General features: G+C 55.9%; 16 protein-coding genes and 2 pseudogenes. 10 read left to right on the top strand and 8 right to left on the bottom strand.

The genetic code is table 11. From position 1 onward, the window contains the following. Positions 1-43 precede the first annotated feature (43 nt). Both AC4CWF_RS10905 and AC4CWF_RS10900 read left to right on the top strand, forming a co-directional pair. Positions 44-856 carry an SDR family oxidoreductase gene (locus AC4CWF_RS10905; protein ID WP_491281704.1) on the top strand — a complete coding sequence of 271 codons (813 nt, stop codon included), beginning with the start codon at positions 44-46 and terminating at the stop codon, positions 854-856. A 126-nt stretch (positions 857-982) separates the two neighbouring features. Next, positions 983-1,801, top strand: coding sequence for an alpha/beta fold hydrolase (locus AC4CWF_RS10900; RefSeq protein WP_491281703.1), 819 nt, complete (start codon positions 983-985; stop codon positions 1,799-1,801). A gap of 370 nt (positions 1,802-2,171) precedes the next feature. Here AC4CWF_RS10900 and AC4CWF_RS10895 read toward each other — a convergent pair whose 3' ends face one another. The 4 genes from AC4CWF_RS10895 to AC4CWF_RS10880 form a co-directional block, all read right to left on the bottom strand. Next, positions 2,172-2,927, bottom strand: coding sequence for a PP2C family protein-serine/threonine phosphatase (locus AC4CWF_RS10895; protein ID WP_491281702.1), 756 nt, complete (start codon positions 2,925-2,927; stop codon positions 2,172-2,174). Then, positions 2,924-3,472 (bottom strand): FHA domain-containing protein, encoded by a 549-nt coding sequence (locus AC4CWF_RS10890; protein ID WP_491281701.1) that lies wholly within the window; start codon positions 3,470-3,472, stop codon positions 2,924-2,926. Before AC4CWF_RS10890 ends, AC4CWF_RS10895 begins: the two co-directional genes overlap by 4 nt. A gap of 38 nt (positions 3,473-3,510) precedes the next feature. Beyond that, the gene (locus AC4CWF_RS10885) at positions 3,511-5,046 is read right to left on the bottom strand and encodes an FHA domain-containing protein (protein ID WP_491281700.1); all 1,536 of its coding nucleotides are present in this window, start codon (positions 5,044-5,046) and stop codon (positions 3,511-3,513) included. Positions 5,047-5,140: 94 nt separating this feature from the next. Further along, positions 5,141-7,444, bottom strand: a complete 2,304-nt coding sequence (locus AC4CWF_RS10880) for a serine/threonine protein kinase (RefSeq protein WP_491281699.1) — start codon at positions 7,442-7,444, stop codon at positions 5,141-5,143. 167 nt (positions 7,445-7,611) lie between these two features. On the opposite strand from AC4CWF_RS10880, the gene AC4CWF_RS10875 reads away from it, so the two are divergent. Genes AC4CWF_RS10875 through AC4CWF_RS10860 form a run of 4 tightly spaced genes read left to right on the top strand, consistent with a single transcriptional unit; the run spans position 7,612 to position 12,552 of the window. Next, positions 7,612-9,300 (top strand): FHA domain-containing protein, encoded by a 1,689-nt coding sequence (locus AC4CWF_RS10875; protein ID WP_491281698.1) that lies wholly within the window; start codon positions 7,612-7,614, stop codon positions 9,298-9,300. Positions 9,301-9,327: 27 nt separating this feature from the next. Beyond that, a complete protein-coding gene (locus AC4CWF_RS10870; RefSeq protein WP_491281697.1) occupies positions 9,328-10,995 on the top strand; it encodes a peptidoglycan-binding domain-containing protein in 1,668 nt (555 codons plus the stop codon). Between the two features lie 52 nt (positions 10,996-11,047). Next, entirely contained in the window at positions 11,048-11,734 is a 687-nt protein-coding gene (locus AC4CWF_RS10865) for a hypothetical protein (protein ID WP_491281696.1), read from the top strand. After that, positions 11,731-12,552, top strand: a complete 822-nt coding sequence (locus AC4CWF_RS10860; protein ID WP_491281695.1) for an FHA domain-containing protein — start codon at positions 11,731-11,733, stop codon at positions 12,550-12,552. Before AC4CWF_RS10865 ends, AC4CWF_RS10860 begins: the two co-directional genes overlap by 4 nt. A 60-nt stretch (positions 12,553-12,612) precedes the next feature. Here the strand turns inward: AC4CWF_RS10860 and AC4CWF_RS10855 are convergent. After that, positions 12,613-12,901 (bottom strand): annotated as a pseudogene (locus AC4CWF_RS10855) (integrase core domain-containing protein); the annotation flags it as partial. A gap of 105 nt (positions 12,902-13,006) precedes the next feature. On the opposite strand from AC4CWF_RS10855, the gene tnpA reads away from it, so the two are divergent. The 4 genes from tnpA (at position 13,007) to AC4CWF_RS10835 (ending at position 16,010) form a co-directional block, all read left to right on the top strand. Beyond that, positions 13,007-13,348: an IS66-like element accessory protein TnpA gene (gene tnpA / locus AC4CWF_RS10850; RefSeq protein WP_491281694.1), complete on the top strand. Its 342-nt coding sequence runs from the start codon at positions 13,007-13,009 to the stop codon at positions 13,346-13,348. Next, positions 13,345-13,692: an IS66 family insertion sequence element accessory protein TnpB gene (gene tnpB / locus AC4CWF_RS10845; RefSeq protein ID WP_491281693.1), complete on the top strand. Its 348-nt coding sequence runs from the start codon at positions 13,345-13,347 to the stop codon at positions 13,690-13,692. The genes tnpA and tnpB overlap by 4 nt, the downstream gene beginning before the upstream one ends. A gap of 78 nt (positions 13,693-13,770) precedes the next feature. Next, positions 13,771-15,426, top strand: coding sequence for an IS66 family transposase (gene tnpC, locus AC4CWF_RS10840; RefSeq protein WP_491281692.1), 1,656 nt, complete (start codon positions 13,771-13,773; stop codon positions 15,424-15,426). After that, positions 15,426-16,010 (top strand): plasmid pRiA4b ORF-3 family protein, encoded by a 585-nt coding sequence (locus AC4CWF_RS10835; protein ID WP_491281691.1) that lies wholly within the window; start codon positions 15,426-15,428, stop codon positions 16,008-16,010. The genes tnpC and AC4CWF_RS10835 overlap by 1 nt, the downstream gene beginning before the upstream one ends. Before the next feature lie 47 nt (positions 16,011-16,057). Here AC4CWF_RS10835 and AC4CWF_RS10830 read toward each other — a convergent pair. The 3 genes and pseudogenes from AC4CWF_RS10830 to AC4CWF_RS10820 form a co-directional block, all read right to left on the bottom strand. Continuing rightward, positions 16,058-16,219: pseudogene (locus tag AC4CWF_RS10830) on the bottom strand (DDE-type integrase/transposase/recombinase); the annotation flags it as partial. A 36-nt stretch (positions 16,220-16,255) separates the two neighbouring features. Beyond that, complete coding sequence (locus AC4CWF_RS10825; RefSeq protein WP_491285354.1) at positions 16,256-16,525, bottom strand: helix-turn-helix domain-containing protein; 270 nt, start codon at positions 16,523-16,525, stop codon at positions 16,256-16,258. Next, a complete protein-coding gene (locus tag AC4CWF_RS10820; RefSeq protein ID WP_491281690.1) occupies positions 16,483-17,184 on the bottom strand; it encodes a hypothetical protein in 702 nt (233 codons plus the stop codon). Before AC4CWF_RS10820 ends, AC4CWF_RS10825 begins: the two co-directional genes overlap by 43 nt. Between the last annotated feature and the right edge of the window lie 100 nt (positions 17,185-17,284).

Genomic DNA, 17,284 nt, shown 5'->3' with positions numbered 1-17,284 from the left:
GTTGCTTTGCTGAGGACGCATCACAAAATCGGGAGGAGAGGCCATGAGCCGGATTGAAGGCAAGATCGCCGTTATCACGGGCGGCACGCAAGGGCTGGGTGCCGCCATTGCCGAACAGTTTGCGCAAGCCGGTGCTGCCGGCATCGTCATCGTCGGCCGCGATGCAGACAAGGGGCAGGCGGTGGCCGACCGCATCACCGGCGAAACGGGCGTGCCGGTGGAGATGGTGGCGGCCGACCTTGCCGATATCGACGCGGTGCGCACCGTCATTTCTGCAGCGGACCGTGTGTTCGGCCGCGTGGATATTCTGGTGAATGCCGCCGGCCTCACCGATCGCGGCAATCTGTTGAACACCACGCCAGAACTGTTTGACCGGATGTTTGCGGTCAATACCCGCGCCCCCTTCTTCCTCATGCAAGATGCGGTTAAACGGATGATCCGCGACGGCATCGAGGGGCGGATCGTCAATATCGGCTCCATGTCGAGCCTTGCGGGGCAGCCGTTCCTCACCCCCTATTCGGCCTCCAAGGGCGCGCTTGCGACGCTCACCCGCAACGCCGCCTTCTCGCTGATGCGCCACCGCATTCATGTGAACCAGCTGGATATCGGCTGGATGAATTCTGACCACGAGCGCAAGCTCATCCTGTCAGAAACCGGCGACCCCGATTTCATCGACCGCAAAGCGGCTGCAAAACCCTTCGGCCGCATTCTCGACCCGAAGGAAGTGGCCCGCACCGTGCTCTGGATGGCGTCCGACGACAGCGGCATGATGACGGGAGCGGTTATTCCCTTCGACCAGTCGGTTTATGGCGGTTACGACGACGCCCCGGTGCCGGCGGGGTTGCTGGAGGGGTAGGGACGTTTGGGGGACGTTCATATAACGTCCAGCATTCTGCGCCAGTCACAGTCAGCCTTGACTGTGCGAACGCATTGCTGATGTGTTGCCATTTGATTGTTGTGCACCAAAACAAGGGGCTTTCTGATGCCGGCATATGATTTCGAGACGAGCCATGGCCGCCTTGCGTATATCGATACCGGTGGCGAGGGCATGCCGGTTGTGATGATCCACGCCAATTCCCTCTGCAAGGAAACTTTCGAATTGCAGATTGAGGCGCTGAAGGATCGATACCGTATCCTTGCCATCGACCTGCCCGGCCATGGGGCTTCTTCGGATGCGACCGACAGGCGGCGAAGCTATAGTATCCCCGGTTATGCCAATGCGGTCGAGGAGTTGCTGCAGGGCCTCGATGTACGAGAGTTTGTCGGCGTCGGTCACTCGCTTGGCGGGCACGTCGTTCTGGAAATGCTTGGAACGGGTTTGCCCCTGCGGGGCGCTTTCCTGTTCGGTACCCCACCGATAGAAAACTCGATCGAGGGCCTGGGTGCCGGCTTTCAGCCCAGCCCCGAGATGGCCTATACGGGAAGTGCCGATGTTTTGGATGATCAGGTAAAGATGGTCGTCGGCATGGCGCTGGGAGACGTTGCGGCAGAGGATGTCCGTTTCCTCGACGCGGTGCGCCGTACCGATGGATTGGCAAGACAGTATATGGTGGAGGCTGCGGTGGCAGGTCGGGGCCTCAATCAGCGCAACCTTGCGGAAACCTCACCAGTTCCGCTTGCGATTGTGAACGGCGAAAACGATCCTGTCATCAATCTCGACTACATCGACACGCTTGCCTATGCCAATATCTGGAGCGGCAAGCCTGTTCGCCTTGCCGGTGCCGGTCACGGTGTCCACCGGGAGCGCGCCGGAGATTTCAACCAGCTTCTTTCGAAATTTCTGGCAGACGTCGCGGTTTGACATCGCTCTGATGAAGATGCCGCTTGAGTGCGAAGCCGGCGGTTACACCGCGTCTTCGTCAGTGCCGCCTTTTACCAAAGTTCGAGACCGACATTTGCTGACCGTAGAGATTTTAAGCTCGCCTCCGAAACCAAAAAAGTGAATTCTCCCAATCGAGAAACTTCTTCAAAAGCTCCTCGGTATAATCGCTGCGGAGCGTTTTGTTTCTGCTCCGTGTCGACCTCGCCTGACCGATTCCACGCCATCCGGTCGAGTTGTGCTGCCGAGACGAATTGGTACTGCGGCACGTCGGCTATGTTCTCTACGCGACTCACCTCTCTCCTCTGAAGCAATCCCGGCTCGGGGCCGTGTGAGCGAAGAGAACATGGACTCAGGCCAATCCGACAGCTCGTGCAATGATAACGGTCGCGTTGTCCTGACGGGGGCGGTCTTTTGCTGTGACAGCCTCCAGCAGATGTTGGCTGAGCGCACCGATCTCAACATGACTTTGTGCATTTAGGATTTCGTCGATCTCCTGCATGTTCAGGCTGTCGAGCCCGTCGCTCGCAATGATCAGGATATCTCCCACAGCGACGCTCATACCCGTCGCACTATAATCCAGTCTGTGGATCGGATCGCCCGTCACAGCTGAGAGAAGGAGATGACGTGACGGACTGTTGCGCGCTTCCTCTGCGCTCATCTCGCCATTCTTGACAGCAATGGCCAATTGTCCCGCCATTGAATGATCTGCGTTGATACGCGAAAGTCCGGACTGCGTCTTTAGAAGCACTATGGAATCGCCGATGCTCAGCCATTTGAAGCCTTTATGGCCGAGTTCCACGGCTATAAGGGTGCATCCCATTCCTTGATCGTGTGGATTGTCGGAGACGTGTCGAGCAATGGCCTCATTTGCCGCGTTGAGTGCCGGCAGGAATTCGTCTGAGGCTGGTCCAGATGTTCCAGTGGCCGTCTGTATGAATTTGGTAACAGCGAGTTTCGCGGCTGTCGCCCCGGCAGCATGCCCTCCCATGCCATCTGCCAGCACCCACAGGAATTGCTTATCGTTACCGAGGACTTCGCAGTAATCCTCTTGCTCTTCACGGCGACCTAAGATCTGGCTTGCTGCAAACTCCCACGAGACTGTCATTTGACTTCTGAACTGGACCAGTTGAAGCTTTCCGAGCAAAGCGGAACGAACATGAGCCGTGTCGACCCGATGTCGATCATATCCCCATGTGCAAGTTCCATTGGCGCCAGGACCGGCCTGCCATTCAGCCGGACGAGGTTGGTCTTTCCGCCATGCTGAATGTAGAAATCTTGCTGCATGTCGTCGAACACGACAAAGGCATGCGCCTCGCGAGAAATGTTCTCATCGCCAAAGTCGAGAGGAATACGCTGGTTACTCGCTCGGCCGAGGCTGTTCATGCCGAAGTAGATTTCCAGCGAATGACCTCTACCCGGGCCTAAAACAACAACCAGCCAACCGGCAACCAACTCGTGCTCTTGCTCCGGACTGCTGGGTGTCCGGGGACGCGGCGATGAGGACGCCAGACGGGTTACGGCATCGTTGGGCTCCTGCGGGCGTTGCCGGTCCCCTGCTTGACTTGAACCGCCTATGACCCGCGTAGCCTCATCGGCTTCATTTGGTTTGGGTGCAGGTTTCAGGAGGCGTGTGCGCTCGTCATCGCTCATGGTGGGCCTTCTTTTAAATATCTGGTTTGACCGTCATTTCAATGTTCTATTGCGACAAAGCGAAAGCTTGTTTCTCCGAGGCTGATAACGTCTCCTGAGCGCAGCTCCGCCTTCGCAACCCTTTGGCCATTCACAACAACGCCATTCACCGTGTCCAGATCGGTGATGATGGGAGACTGACCGGGGAGCATGTGAAACACCGCATGGTGGCGATGTACGCTATCATCTTCAAGTTGAAAATCATTCTCAGAATGCCGTCCGATGGTGATGTTTCGCTCTTTGATCTCAAATCGCAAATCACTGCCGTCCATCGCCTCAAAAAAGCCAAAGGATATCCCGGAGGGCAGCAACAGACTGGGATTTTCATCCGCTCTCATCGGCTGCGTGTAGGGCGTTTCAAGGTTGTCGGTTCCATCTTCGACCGCAGCAGTGTCCGGGGTCGCAGGCTGTTTGGCATTGCGGAGCACAAGGACCGCGAAAATGCCGGCGATCAAAAGCGGAATGCCCAGCAACAGCATCCACGCGAAATTTTCATTGTCTGCAGCCCAGTCACCACTTCCGGCTAGAATTGGGTCAAATGCAGCGTATATCTTTGCGATGAAAGGTAGTGGTTCGGGCGGAGGCGGGGCAGCCTCTGCCGGCGCCGGGGGCGGAGCCGGAGCCGGTTCCGGTTCCGGAATTGGCTGAGGCGCAACAAACGCTCTTGTGTTTTCGCCTTCTATAGTCGTGCCATCCACAAGGGTCAGATGGGGAGCAATTGTCATTTCGCCAGATAGAGTGCCGAGGGGTGCCGTGACTTGGCCGCCGTTCGTCAGATATCGGCTGAAGTTGGCGATGAAGTCGGGTGGGAATTCCTGGTTTCCAACGCTCGAAACAAACGGACCATCTGTTTCAGATGCAAGTCGTTCGACCTCTTGAAGAAATACAGTTTCGGAACGTTTCTCAGCGATGCCAATCCCATATATGAGAACGCCGGCCTGTTTCGCATGTTTGACAACATCTTCGCGGCTATAGGCTGTGTCTTCTGCCTTGCCGTCGGAAATCAACACCAGTGCGCGGCGTTCGGCGGGAACCTTCTTCAGGATATCGATTGCTTTTATGGCGGTGAAAAAGAAGGCTGTCGCCGCGCCGTCAGCCTTCACGTTCGCAAAGCGGCTGTCAAAATCGGCATAGGGATCTCCTGGCGATATGATGACGCGGAGATCTTCGGCAAATGTCCCCACGGCCATTATGTTTCGGGCATTTGCCTGCGCATAGAGGCTTTTGACAAGGGAAATACTGCGCTTCACCGTGGCAGAACGGGCAGGATTGGACCTGTCGATCAAGAAGAACCAAGCTGCCTTCCCGTCACCGTCTTCAAAGGAGTAGAAGGTGGAGCCGGCCAGCGGCTTGTCACGCGCCAGGATTGTCGCTTTTTTTACCTGTACGGGTGTGATAAGGCGAATGTCGCAATGCGCTCTGGGATCCTTTTTGTCTTCCGTGATCGCACATTTTGAAACAACGCCCTGATCAGCGGCATAGGATACACCCGATAGGAAGAGCGAGGCAGCAAATATAGACAAGATTAGACGCATATAAGGGTCCCCATACCCGAAATATTAAGCTTCTTAACCTCAAAAAACACTAGAGACATCAACCCGTGGTGTAAAGGAAGAGTAAGGGGCAATATTAATTTCCGCTCTCATCGCGATCCGGAAAGACGCGGCGAATTCGGAGGTTAGGCTGTTTGGTTTCAAGATCAGTCGTTCTCCCCGCAACGATGAGCGATCCGTCGCCCAGCAGTGATAGCGCCCGGAACGTGTTTTCCGAATTGTCGGTGCCGACACTTTCCCACAACGTGGTTTTGAGGTCGGGGGAGAGCTTGACGATCCAACCGGCGGGATATTCCATTCGAGCAGAATCGCTTGATCCGACAGCATAAACATTGCCGTCTGCGTCCGTGGCGATACTTGTGAGGCGGTCTTGTCCTTGTTTGGCAAGCACCTTAGGCGGCATCTTGTTGTCTGGAGTCAGGCGCAGGATGATGCCATCTGCCGTACGTGTGCCAAAGCTCGTGGTTTCGCCCGCGAGCAAAATGTCGCCATTGAAACCCACCGCCATTGCGTTGATGCGATCGAAACCGCTCCCGCCCGGCTGGCGGTCGAGAAGTACAGTTCCGTCTGACGATAGCCGTATGATCCAGAAATTCGGATCAGAGCCGGATAAATCCCCTGTTTGGCCCGCAGCAACCAAACCTCCCCCGACGGTCTCGACGACACTTGTGAACAGGCCGCCGTCGGGATGGTCAAAATTGCGATCGTTGATGAGTTCTCCCTGTGGGGATATCTCAAGCATCCATCCTTGGGGCAGGCTGTTGATGTTCTTGGTCGTCGTGCCGACGCTGACAAAGTTTCCGGATGCACGTTTTACGACAGACAATAGACGGTCCGAACCAGGCCCACCGAAACGGCGGGACCATACGACCTCACCCTTCGGTGAGAAACGCGCAACGATGGCATCAGATCGTGTTTCCCCTGAGGCGGTTGCTTCGCCCACAGCGACTACGCTTCCGTCCTCCAACTGTGTGATAGCGTGGAAGACGTCCTCACCGGTCTCACCAAATGCCGCCGTCCAGACAATTCTGCCGCTTCTGGACAGACGATACACGACCGCCTGCTGTTTAAGCGGTGTATCGAAAACTTCGTAGCCTGCCACCGTGACGGAATTGTTCTGCGTTACAGAGGCCAGAGCCTCACCCTTGCGACCGTCTCCGAGGGTTACATCCCAGGCGGAAGACAATGCGGCCACGTTTTGGCGGGCCTGATAAACCTTCGGACTGTCAGGGTAGTCTCTGATGAAGGCGGCGTAGGTGTTTTCGTTGTCGAGCACCAAGGCCATATCCCATGCTCGGGTTTCCTCCGCTTGGCGATATCCCTGGTAGAGCCAGTATCCCGCCCCTGCGGCAATCACCACAACCACGGCCGAAACGTATGCGAACAAGCGTAAACCCTGAAGCTTTCTTGGCTTCGGCGTTGAACGGCCACCTCGATCTGGTGCTGTTTGCGTCGAAGTCTCCACAGCCGTGATGACCTGCTCGGCAGAGATAGTCTCGCTCTTGAGATCCTTGCGCCACGCCTGGATGCTTTGCGGCCGGGATTTTATCTGGGGGGCGAGGCCTTTCTGAATTGCGGCAAGGTATTCGCTGCTGTAGCCCTCGATCCCCATCGTCTCGAGCGACATCATTGGATCGGGTTCACCGTTGCTTATTGCGTCCTGCCGCGCCATCGCGTCAGGTGGCTTCTTGCCGGCAATACAGCGGTACAAGGTGGCTGAAAGCGCATATATATCGGTCCAAGGGCCTTGGCGCCCCTCCGAGTAATACTGTTCCGGTGCCGAATAACCGTCCTTGACCACGAGATTGAGAGTCTTGCTGTGCTGTCCAAGGGTCAGGCGCGCGGCACCGAAGTCGAGGAGGAGTGCTTCGCCTGACGGCCGGATGTAGATGTTGTCCGGCGCTATGTCCCGATGAGCGATATTCTCTCGATGCACCGATAACAGAGCGTCGAGGATGGGCTGGAGGATTGCGTCGAGCTGTGTCTGGCTCGGCCGGCCGGGAAGCGTCTTCAGCCACGCGTCAAGAGACTGACCTCTGACAAACTCAAGCACCATGTATGCGGTATTGTTCTCTTCCTTGAGGATCTGAAGGACCTGTACAATGCCGGGATGACGGAACTTGGCCAGAGTAGTTGCCTCGTCCATAAACTTGCCCAGTGCCCACTTGTAATCGATTTCGCTCTGAGGCGTGGACGAGGTCACGGCCGTTCCCTCGCGCATGACGAAATCGCGGGGATAACACTCCTTGATGGCAACCTGGCGCTGCAACTCGGTATCATAGGCAAGATAGGTGATGCCAAAACCCCCTTGGCCTATGACCTTCTCGATCCGGTACTGCCGCAGCATCGTGTTCGCCGGCAGTGTGTTTTTGTATTCCATCGATCCCCAATCCAGATGGCCCGCAATAAGAGATAGAAGCACGCAGACAAAGAAATCAAGGTTGATAGATAAAACCTTGTTGTGTCGGCACGGTATTTTGAAGCATAATTTGGATGCTGCGCGGAGCGTTGTGGCTGAAAATGTCGTATTGACGTCAGGGGGGCATCTTGACGCAAGGTATTTTGCAGGGATTTGCGGCAATCAGACCAGTATATTTTCTGCTGGTTGCCTTCCTCAGTTTATTGTTCAACATCTCTCTCTTCGTTGCCGCCCAGCAGGACAAGGATGTCGAAAGCGGTGTGTTCCGCATTCTAAACCTGGGCGGGCCTGGATCGGGCCTGCAAAGCTCGGGCACCGGTTTCAAAATTGCGGCGCCTGGCGCCGTTGTCACAAACTACCACGTCATCGCTGGCGCGGTATCGCTCCGGATCCTTCATGGGGTGGACGGTGCAATGAAAGCGATGCCAGCGAAGATCGTCTGGTTCGATAGGGACCGAGACCTAGCAATTCTGTCTTCAGAGGATGCATTGCCAGGTGCGGTCTTGACCCTGGCTGACATCAGCGAAGGCGATCTCTTGAAGAAAGATAATGTCGAAGCGGTTGGTTTTCCGGGCGCCGCTGACGATCTCGCCAGGATTTCTTCGGTTTCGGAAGTCGCCGAGGCAAGTTATCTTGATGCAACTGTTTCGACAGGAACAGTGCAGCGCCAGGTGGCGAGTGCCGTTCGCCTGACAATTCAGCATAGTGCAAACGTCAATCCTGGGAATAGTGGCGGGCCTCTGCTTGATGCATGCCAGCGGGTTATTGGCGTGAATACGTTGAGCATGACAGCGACGATGCGGGCCGGTGATATGGTCCGTGCCCTTGAGACAGGTATCGTTAGTTTTCAGACGCCGGGAGCTTTGGAAAGTGCGGTGCATATTCGAGAGATCATCAACGGCATCCGCAACACCAAAATTGAACCCGTACTTTCTTCCGGACGCTGCCACTTTGGGATTGATCGGTCGGAAATGACAGGAATAGGCCTTTCCTCGGCGCTTTCCGTCGCCGGATTGGCATTGGCGGGTTTTTCCGCGATGGCTGCGCGGGAAAGGCCCTGGCGCCGCCGCTCCGCTCTGCCTTCGGATCCGGTCGCTGTCGATGCCCCAATCTCGCAAAGCGAGATTGCCTCCGAAGATTGGGCCGAATTCGTTGAATTCGTTCCCGAGGGCACGTCTGCTTCCTACGTCGCGTCGACAGTTGGCGCAGCGTTCGAAGCAAGTGGCCTCACCATCGGTCGCCGAGGAGGTGACGCCAATATCCTGCTGGATGACCCGGCTGTCTCGCGCAGGCACGCAGTTTTGCGACGACACCCCAATGGTGGACTCGTCATCAGCGACCTGGGATCGACCAACGGTACGCGTGTCGATGGTGCCGTGGCGGCAGGCGAACAATCACGTCCGGTCCGAAATGGCTCCCAAATTGAGTTCGGAGCCAGCCGGTTCACGGTTTATACCAACAAGACCTTTCAGAAGTCCCCCTCCGATCGCTGGCTGTTGTCAGGGTTTGATGCACGAGGTCACGTCTTCCAGCACGAGTTTTCCGTTTCGGGGGCAATGATGACCTCGAAAACGCCTTTAGTCCTGGTGCGCATCGGGCGGTCTGACGACAACCATGTGGTCATTGACGACACCTCCGTTTCTCGGCGCCACGCCCAGCTTGTCATGCGAAATGGAGAAGTCTTTCTTGAAGATCTGCATTCATCCAACGGAACTTTTATCGACGGTCGCAAAGTTGCTTCAAATTCTGTACCGGTTGCGCCAAGTCAAAAATTGCAATTCGGCGTAATATCTGCATCACTGTCTGTTGCGTCCTAAGGGGGACGGGTAATGTTGGGGGTCAATATGGCAAACAAACTTGGGTGCGGTTCCGTTTCTCTTGCGATGTCATTTGCGATGCTTGTGGCATCTCCGGGAGTTCAACTCGAAATGAGGGAACATTCGTTCACCGGTACCGCCCGGGCCCAAGGCCTCGACGGATTTTTCAAGACTGTTGAAAAAAACTTTGGACTCGGCAACAACAACAACAATGATAAGAAGCGCAAGAAGAACAACACTCCGGATATCGGCTTAGGCACGGTACTCCAGGGCGTCGGAATGGGGTTGATTGGCGGAGGCATCATCAAGGGTGAAGCCGCACCTCTCATCGTAGGCTCGATTCTGGTTGCAGCCCCCGTGGTTTTCCAAAAGGATATGGAGCGGAAGTATGGCCGTGACCAGGGGTGGGCTGGTTGTGTGACTTGCAACCAAAAGCGACTCTTGGTGCGTCCAGGGGCTTCTGTGACCAGCGCCGAGCAGGCAGCAATCACCGCCCGCATCAAAGAAGATGTCCGTGACATTCAAGGTGGTTTGGCGCAGCTTGGCTATTATGACAAGAAGATTGATGGCGACTACGGTGCCGGAACTCGAAAAGCGGTGTCGCTTTTTCAGCAATCTCTTTTTGACGAAGCGACAGGAAAACTGACTGCGGCACAGCGTCGGGAGCTTTTCGTCCTCGCGCGTGAAAAGGGGTATGAGCCAACGTCAGGTGTCGCCAAGGCGGCGCTGATGCCGGTGGTGGTCTCGTTGCCGAATCCAACTTTGCCGGTTGCATCTAGCTCAATGCAGAACCTGGCTTTGGTTCCGGCGGTTGCCACCATCAGAGAATTCAAACTTGCTGAATCTCAATTCACTCAGTTTGCCAAAGACGCCCTTCAATTCGGCAGCCTGACAGCGGTCAAGGAAGCGCATCTGCTGACAGACGGAAAAGTGCAAGTTGTCATGGACACCGGGGCTGTCCTTTCCAACTCCGTCGGATCGATTGAACTCAAGAAGCACGACCTGTCGGAGAGCTGGATACAGATCCTGATGGCCAATGCTGGTTCCGAAGAACACGTAGTGCTGAACACGGTGGATAGTTTCGGATCTGCGGGTGAAGCGGCAACGTGGCTCGACGGGGCATTGAAAAAGCTGGATTTGCTCAAAAAGCTTGTTGACCAGAATGAGGCTGTTCCGGCCGCAACAGTGGTCGTCGAGGCAGAAAAGTCTCCACAGATGCCGAATGTAGAGACGGCTAAAGCTGATCCGGGAGCGCCAAATACCGGGGTGGATGTCGTATCGCCATCGAACCCCGCGGCGGCAAAGCAGCAAACTCAACCCGTGGGGGATACGACGGAAGTGGAGGTTGCAACGTCAGAAGCTACTGCTGAAGTCAAGTCTGCCCCAGCCCAATGTGGCAGTGACGTTTATGTCTCGTTCAATTTTCCAAACGGAGACAAATCGGTCAACCACTACAATATCATCCCTCCAGAAGGGACCCTGATGATGGACAATGGCGATTCGACCGCATACTTCACCGGCAATTGCGTACAGGGCGAGTACGGCTACAAATATGTGGTTGTGACGCATGATGAAAAGCAGAAGAAGTGGGAATCGTCGGTTCATGAAGGCACGTTCGAACTGGCGAGCCTTGCGGGACAGTGTGAAGTGAACCTGGACGATCCAAACGGTTCGGCCACCCTCCAGTGCTACTGAATTGTTCTCACGACGATATGGCTCGAACAGGCGAACAGGGCGCGGTGAAGTCATGACGCAACGCAAAAGAAGGGCGGCGGTTTCTAAGTTGGGCGTCGGCGGGAAATTCGATGTTCCTGAAGGGCGGTTCCGCACGATGATGGAAAACGTCGCGGGAGACGTCCGCCAATATTGGCGGCATCTTGTCGAGACGCCGATCCAGGCTGTCGTAGGTTTTGTTGCATTTTTGGCCAGTATCTCATCCATCATCGAGTCGTTGACCAAGGAATCCGATTCCAGATCACCTGGAAGCGGCAGCATGCTTGACGGGATCGAAGCATTGCTCTCTGCTTCCGTGCCCATGAAGGTGCTGACAAGTCTTGTCTTTGCGTGTTCGATCGGATGGACTTGCGCTGTCGTCGCGTCATGGCTGACCAGTCGCAAAAACGACGGCTCCACCGTTGTTGCGGTGGCTCTGGCGATTTTTTCCGGGGCGTTCGTCAGTGCCTGGTCTACGAGTTTTCTACTCAAGACGGATATCAACCGGGTCGGGCTGCAGACCGATATGACACTAATCCTCGTCACGTTCTACATTTGCGCTGCAACCTTCGTCGCCAAGACCAAGTATCGGCTTACCCACGAAAGTGCTCCGGACGTCATTGAGCAGCGAGCCACAACTCTTGTTCTATTCACACTGGCTGCGGTTGGGGTCACTCTGGTCTCTCTCGCGGACGTCATCGCATCGAAGGCTGGCCAATGAGCTATCAGGAAAAATCACTGGCGAAGCTTTCGCTTGCCGCAATGTTCCTGGATCTGCTGGTCTGTGTGTCCGTGTGGCAGTCACTCCGAGTATTTGCCGGCGACATGGTACTCCAATCTGTTGCGCTGACCGGGATCGTCGTGTTCCTGGCTGTCTGCGCGCTTTATGTCTTCCTGTCCGAGGTGCTTCTGAATGGCCGGTCCATTGGGCGCCTGTGCCTTGGATTGTCCGTCGCGCCCTGTGGAGGTGGAGAGACACTATCGTTCGGCCAGCGAATAAGACGCTTTTTGGCAATTGTGTCGGGGTTCGGATTGCGTTCGCTAAACCCAAACAGGCTTCCGTCTCACAACTGCTCCGCATCGATCATTTTCCGCTCTGATCTCGCGGGTGTCGCTCCGACGCGGTCAAAATCCAGACAAAGCAAAGTCTCTGTTGCCCCCCGCGAGACGTCTGCGTCTTCCCCGACTTCGACAGCCGCGCGGCTGGTCGTTCGTGTCGTGACCGGGCCGCATTTGGGAACAGCATTGCGCCTCACCGATGCCTCGACATTCGCGGTGGATGGAATATTCAAGATCGGCCGCCTCACTGGGTGGGGGGATCTGGTTTTGTCCCGAGACAACAAAGTTTCGCAGAGGCATTGCCGCTTGAGCTACAAAGCGGGCCAAGTATACGTTGCCGATGGCGCGAACTCGACCAGCCCGTCCAGCAATGGGACTTTCGTGGGCGGACAGCGCATTGGGACTGAAGAATTTGTGCCTCTGCAACTCGGAAATGCGCTTCACTTGGGTGACAGTAGGCTCGTCGTAAATGCTGAATGAGAGCTGGCTCGGTTTTTCTGAACAGTTTCGAGCGTTTCGCTAAGTGGATTTCCGCTTCGATTATGCCGCCACCATCATTGGTGCCAGCGCGTTGAAGTAGTCCTGATCCGGTGGCTGCCGGTCAAGAGATGAATGTGGGCGCAGGCTATTGTGAAAGGTCAGATATCGGCCAATGCCGACGCGGGCCTCGGACACGGTCTTGTAGGCGTGGAGGTAAACCTCCTCGTATTTGCTCGAACGCCAGAGGCGGTCCACCAACGTAGTTACGCCACGCACCCTTGCCATCCATCGAGATGGCGATCTCAGCTTTCTTCAGCACCGCGGTGAAGTCGACAGAGGTAAACTGCGATCATTGGTCAATATGTATCCCTCCGGCGTGGACCGCCTTGCGAGTTTTTGGTGATATCGTGATTTTGCGCTCTTGAGAGTGAACTTAAGAGCGCAATGAGGAACGATGGCACAGGCCATTTTGCTGACGGGTCAAGAACGACGTCGTCGTTGGTCACCGGATGAACGGCGGGAGATTGTGGAGGCAGCATTTGCTCCGGGGGCAAATGTCTCGGCAGTAGCGCGTCGTTTTGATGTTTCGACGGGGCTGCTCTACACGTGGCGGCGCCAAGCGCTGTCTTTGAAAGATGAGCCCGCTTTCGTGCCGGCAACTGTCCTGGACGTTCCTGGCAACGGCGATGGTTGTGCGACAACCATCGTTGTGGACTTTGCGAACGGTATCAAGGTGAGGATTGCGTCCGGGGCGCCTTGTGATCTTGCTGCAGCCGTGATGCGTGCGCTCAAATGATCCCGATCAGTTCGAGCGTGCGGGTTTGGATTGCGAGCGGCCATTGCGATATGCGCAAGGGAATGCACGGCCTTGCTCTGATCGTGCAGGAAGGTTTGGGTCGTGATCCGTTCAAGGGTGACGTTTTTGTCTTCCGCGGGAAAAGCGGCCGGCTGATCAAGGCTCTTTGGCATGACGGATTTGGGCTTTCGCTATACGCAAAGCGGCTCGAGCGCGGCCGTTTCATTTGGCCGGCGACGCAGGGTGGAGCTATTGCGCTGACGGCTGGCCAGATGTCCTATTTGCTTGAGGGAATTGACTGGCGGAACCCGCAGCAGACATGGCGGCCGACGAGCGCTGGATAGTGTCTTTTGGGGCGGGATTTGCGAGCGGGGCGCCAGGAAAAGCTATACAAATCAGTGGTTTTATGATTCACTTCGAGCATGGAAACCGGCTCGGAAAATCCCCGTGATCATGCTGCTGCCCTGGAGGCAGAGCTGGCGATTGCGCGGTTGGAACGAGCTACCGCTTTGGCCGAATTGGCTGTTGCCAAGGCCAAGGAAGCCGATGATCAGGCCATCATTCTTCGCCAGAAAGTCTATATCGAAAAGCTGCAACGGGAACTGCGCGGTCAGAAGTCGGAACGGACGGCGCGGCTGATTGCTCAGATGGAGCTGATGCTTGAGGACGCCGAAGCGACGGCGACCGAAGATGAGCTTGCTGCCGAGATGGCCGTTGCGGCGGCGGCGATTGCGGTCACCGGCTTTACGCGCAAGCGGCCGGTCAAGAAGCCATTCCCGGAACATCTGCCGCGTGAGCGTTTTGTCGTGCCAGGCCCGGTTGCCTGCAACTGCTGTGGCGGTGAACGGCTTCGCAAGCTCGGCGAAGACATTACCGAAACGATGGAGAGCGTACCGCGGAGTTGGAAGATCATTCAGACCGTTCGGGAAAAGTTCACCTGCCGTGACTGCGAGAAGATCAGCCAGGCACCTGCACCCTTCCATGTCATACCGAGAGGGTGGGCTGGTCCGAGCCTTTTGGCGATGATGTTGTGCGACAAGTTTGGCCAGCACATTCCGCTCAATCGCCAGGTCGAACGTTTTGCCCTGGAAGGTGTGCCAATCAGTCTGTCGACTGCGGCAGACGCGATTGGCACGTGCTGCCAGGTCCTGGATCCGCTGGTGCGGCGGATTGAAAGCCATACGTTCGCGTCTGAACGGATCCACGGTGATGACACGACCGTGCCGGTTCTGGCTCTCGGCAAAACCGTTACCGGTCGGATATGGAGCTACGTCAAGGATGATGCTCCGTTTGGCGGTACGGCGCCTCCGTCGGCGATGTTCTATTATTCCCGGGACCGGGCCGGCGAACATCCACAGGCGCATCTGGCCAACTATAGCGGTATCCTTCAGGCGGATGCCTATACGGGCTATGGCCAGCTTTATCTTCCTGATCGAAGTCCGGGCCCGATTCATGAGGCAGCGTGTTGGGCGCATGCCAGGCGACCATTCTTTGCGCAAGCCGATCTGGAGGCCAACGCGCGCCGAAAAGCGCAGGGTAAAAGTGCCGCCGTCATCTCGCCGGTCGCCTTGAACATGGTGCAGCGGATCGACGCTTTGTTCGAAATCGAACGCCATATCAATGGCCGCACTCCCGATGAGAGAAAAGCAATCCGCCAGCAGTTGTCAAAACCGCTGATTGACGACATGGAGATATGGATACGCGAACACCGCGCCAGGTTGCCGCGCGACAATGACTTGGCAAAGGCATTTGACTATATGCTGAACCGCTGGGAATCCTTCACCCGCTTCCTGGACGACGGCCGTATCTGCCTGTCGAACAATTGCGCGGAGCGCTCTCTGCGCGGTGTGGCGCTCGGACGAAAAGCCTGGCTATTTGCCGGGTCCGATCGAGGGGGGCAGCGGGCGGCGTCCATGTACAGCCTGATCGTCACCGCGAAGATGAACCGCATTGACCCACAGGCCTGGCTTGCCGATGTTCTCGCCCGCATCGCCGATCATCCAGCCAGCCGTCTTGATGAGCTTCTCCCCTGGAATTGGCGGAAAACCGCAACATCGCCACTGAGGCAGGCGGCCTGATGGCTGGTCCTCTCGTTCGCTTGAAGGTCACGCTCGATGACGTTGACCCCTTGGTGATGCGCCGCGTTGTCGTGCCATTCCGCATTCGGCTGGACCGGCTTCATGAGATCCTTCAGGAGGCCTTCGGCTGGACCAACAGCCATCTGTATGAGTTCAGGATCCGTGACATCGGCTTCGGCCTGCCTGATGACGGCTTTGGTGGTCCCATCGATGCACGCAAGGAAACGCTTCTTGCTGCCATCGAAGATATTGGCGCGAAGTCATTCAAGTATCTCTATGACTTCGGCGACGGCTGGACGCACTCTGTGAAAATCGAAAAGATCTTTCCGGCGACCGCCGGCTTCGAAGATCCATTCCTTCTCGAGGTTGTCGGACGGTGTCCACCGGAGGATGTCGGCGGTCCCTGGGGCTATCAAGAGTTCCGCGAAGCCATTGCGGACACCAACCATGAGCGTCACCACGAACTTGTCGAATGGTGGGGCCACGCACACTACGATCCGGGCGATGTCGACGCCGCCAATCTCCGCAAAAACGTCGAGGCTCTAGCCGCAAAGTGGAAGCGCCGATCGCGCAAGAAAAGCTGACCTGCGGTCCTCGGCGAATGCTTACGTCAATATTGCATATGTCGGGTTTTACTATGCCGGGCCAGCGCTTCCTCGACTGCTTCGATGCAGAAGGTTGCTTCCATCGTGATCGATAGCCGCCACGACAGAACCCTCCGGCTGAACCAGTCCACGATGGCACAGAGATAGACGAAGCCACGAGCCATGGGAATGTAGGTCAGGCCCATTGCCTCGATGGGGGGGCGAACTGGCTTAAACGCCGGCGATCACGCAGCTCCCTTCGCCAGCGCTTGCGCCGTACCATCGGGATTGACGGCAATCACCTTCAGATAGGCGCGCGCCGTCTGGTCGGGCACGGAACGTCCCTGTTCCCAATCGCGCAGCGTGCCGAGCGGGATGTGGTAACGTGCGGAAAACTCTTCCTGCGTCAGGCGGAAGGCCCGACGGATGACTTTGACATGGGGCATGCGCGGTGCCGCGCAATTGTCTGATGTCAGCGGCGGGTTTCCAGGTCGGTTGGTGCGAGTGCGCGGTATTCTTCAATAGAAGCGGCTATCATAGTCTTGCAGTTTTTTAGGTATGATTGAGTGAATTCTGCATTATACCTAACGAAATTTATACTATTCTCCTCGCAATCGATGGTGTCGTCCGGGCCAAATTTTATGTTTAGGGTTTCGATTGCATCTTCTGCAAGCTTCAATTGATCTAGGAGATTGTTGAGATCATCATAATCTGGTGGTCCGAAATTTTTTTCAAACGCGGAAAATTCGGGGGATCTTAAATGTGCGATCAAATCAGTGAACTGACATCGAAGCTCTCGAATAGTTGTGATGTAATCTTTGTTTTCTATTGCGTCTATCAATTGATTTAAGCGCCACTCGGTTCTCTTCACAGCTACTTCGGCTCTGCGCGCAATTGCGTACGACCGTTGCTGCTGTAAGCGGAGGTTTTCACGGTGGTGACCGCGTGCGTCGCTAATCTGTTTTGACAAGTAAATGAGTGTGGGCACCGCAGCCGCCACAGCCGCCCAGCTACCAAGCGCTGCTATCCATTCGCGCAAGCACTGGTCATTTTCGACGTAGCACCAGCTTTCTCGGAAAAATAGTGGGCTGTCCAAATAAAATGAGAAAAAAATTATTAAACATAAAAGTGCTGTGATTGATAAATAAATCCATTTTTTGCTGCCCTTCATCATGGTCTTCCACCAGACTGCCGTAGCATTGTTATTAAGGGCCAAATAGTACGCTGGAATATTAACTCAATTGATTTCAATATGAGCCAGACGCATGTTTGCG

It is taken from the genome of Neorhizobium sp. PAMB6630 (genome assembly GCF_058242775.1).
This window is presented reverse-complemented; position numbering and strand designations above follow the sequence as displayed.